The organism is Streptomyces sp. SID11385 (assembly GCF_010548245.1).
Lineage (GTDB): Bacteria > Actinomycetota > Actinomycetes > Streptomycetales > Streptomycetaceae > Streptomyces.
Map to the genome: position 1 here is coordinate 1 of NZ_JAAGLR010001139.1, position 236 is coordinate 236.

The following is a 236-nucleotide window of genomic DNA, read 5'->3' on the forward strand; positions in this document are numbered from 1 at the left end:
AGGGCGCGCGGGGTCTCGCGCAGCGAGCCGTACGGGGGACTCACGCCGATCCGCACGGCGGCGACCCGCCCCAGCGCATCGCCGAGCGCCTGCACCGCGCCGGTTCCCGGCACCCCCACCACGCCGATCTGCTCGTCGGGCAGCAGTCGCCATGCCGAGCGCAGCCCCGCCGAGAGCAACGCCGCCTCGATCCCGGGCAGCGCCTCGCGCCCCGGCAGCGCGTCCCCGTCCACCGA

At 78.4% G+C, this 236-nt stretch carries 1 pseudogene; it reads right to left on the bottom strand.

Features of this window, described 5'->3' with window-relative positions:
* Positions 1-236 (bottom strand): annotated as a pseudogene (locus G3I42_RS34575) (PucR family transcriptional regulator); the annotation flags it as partial.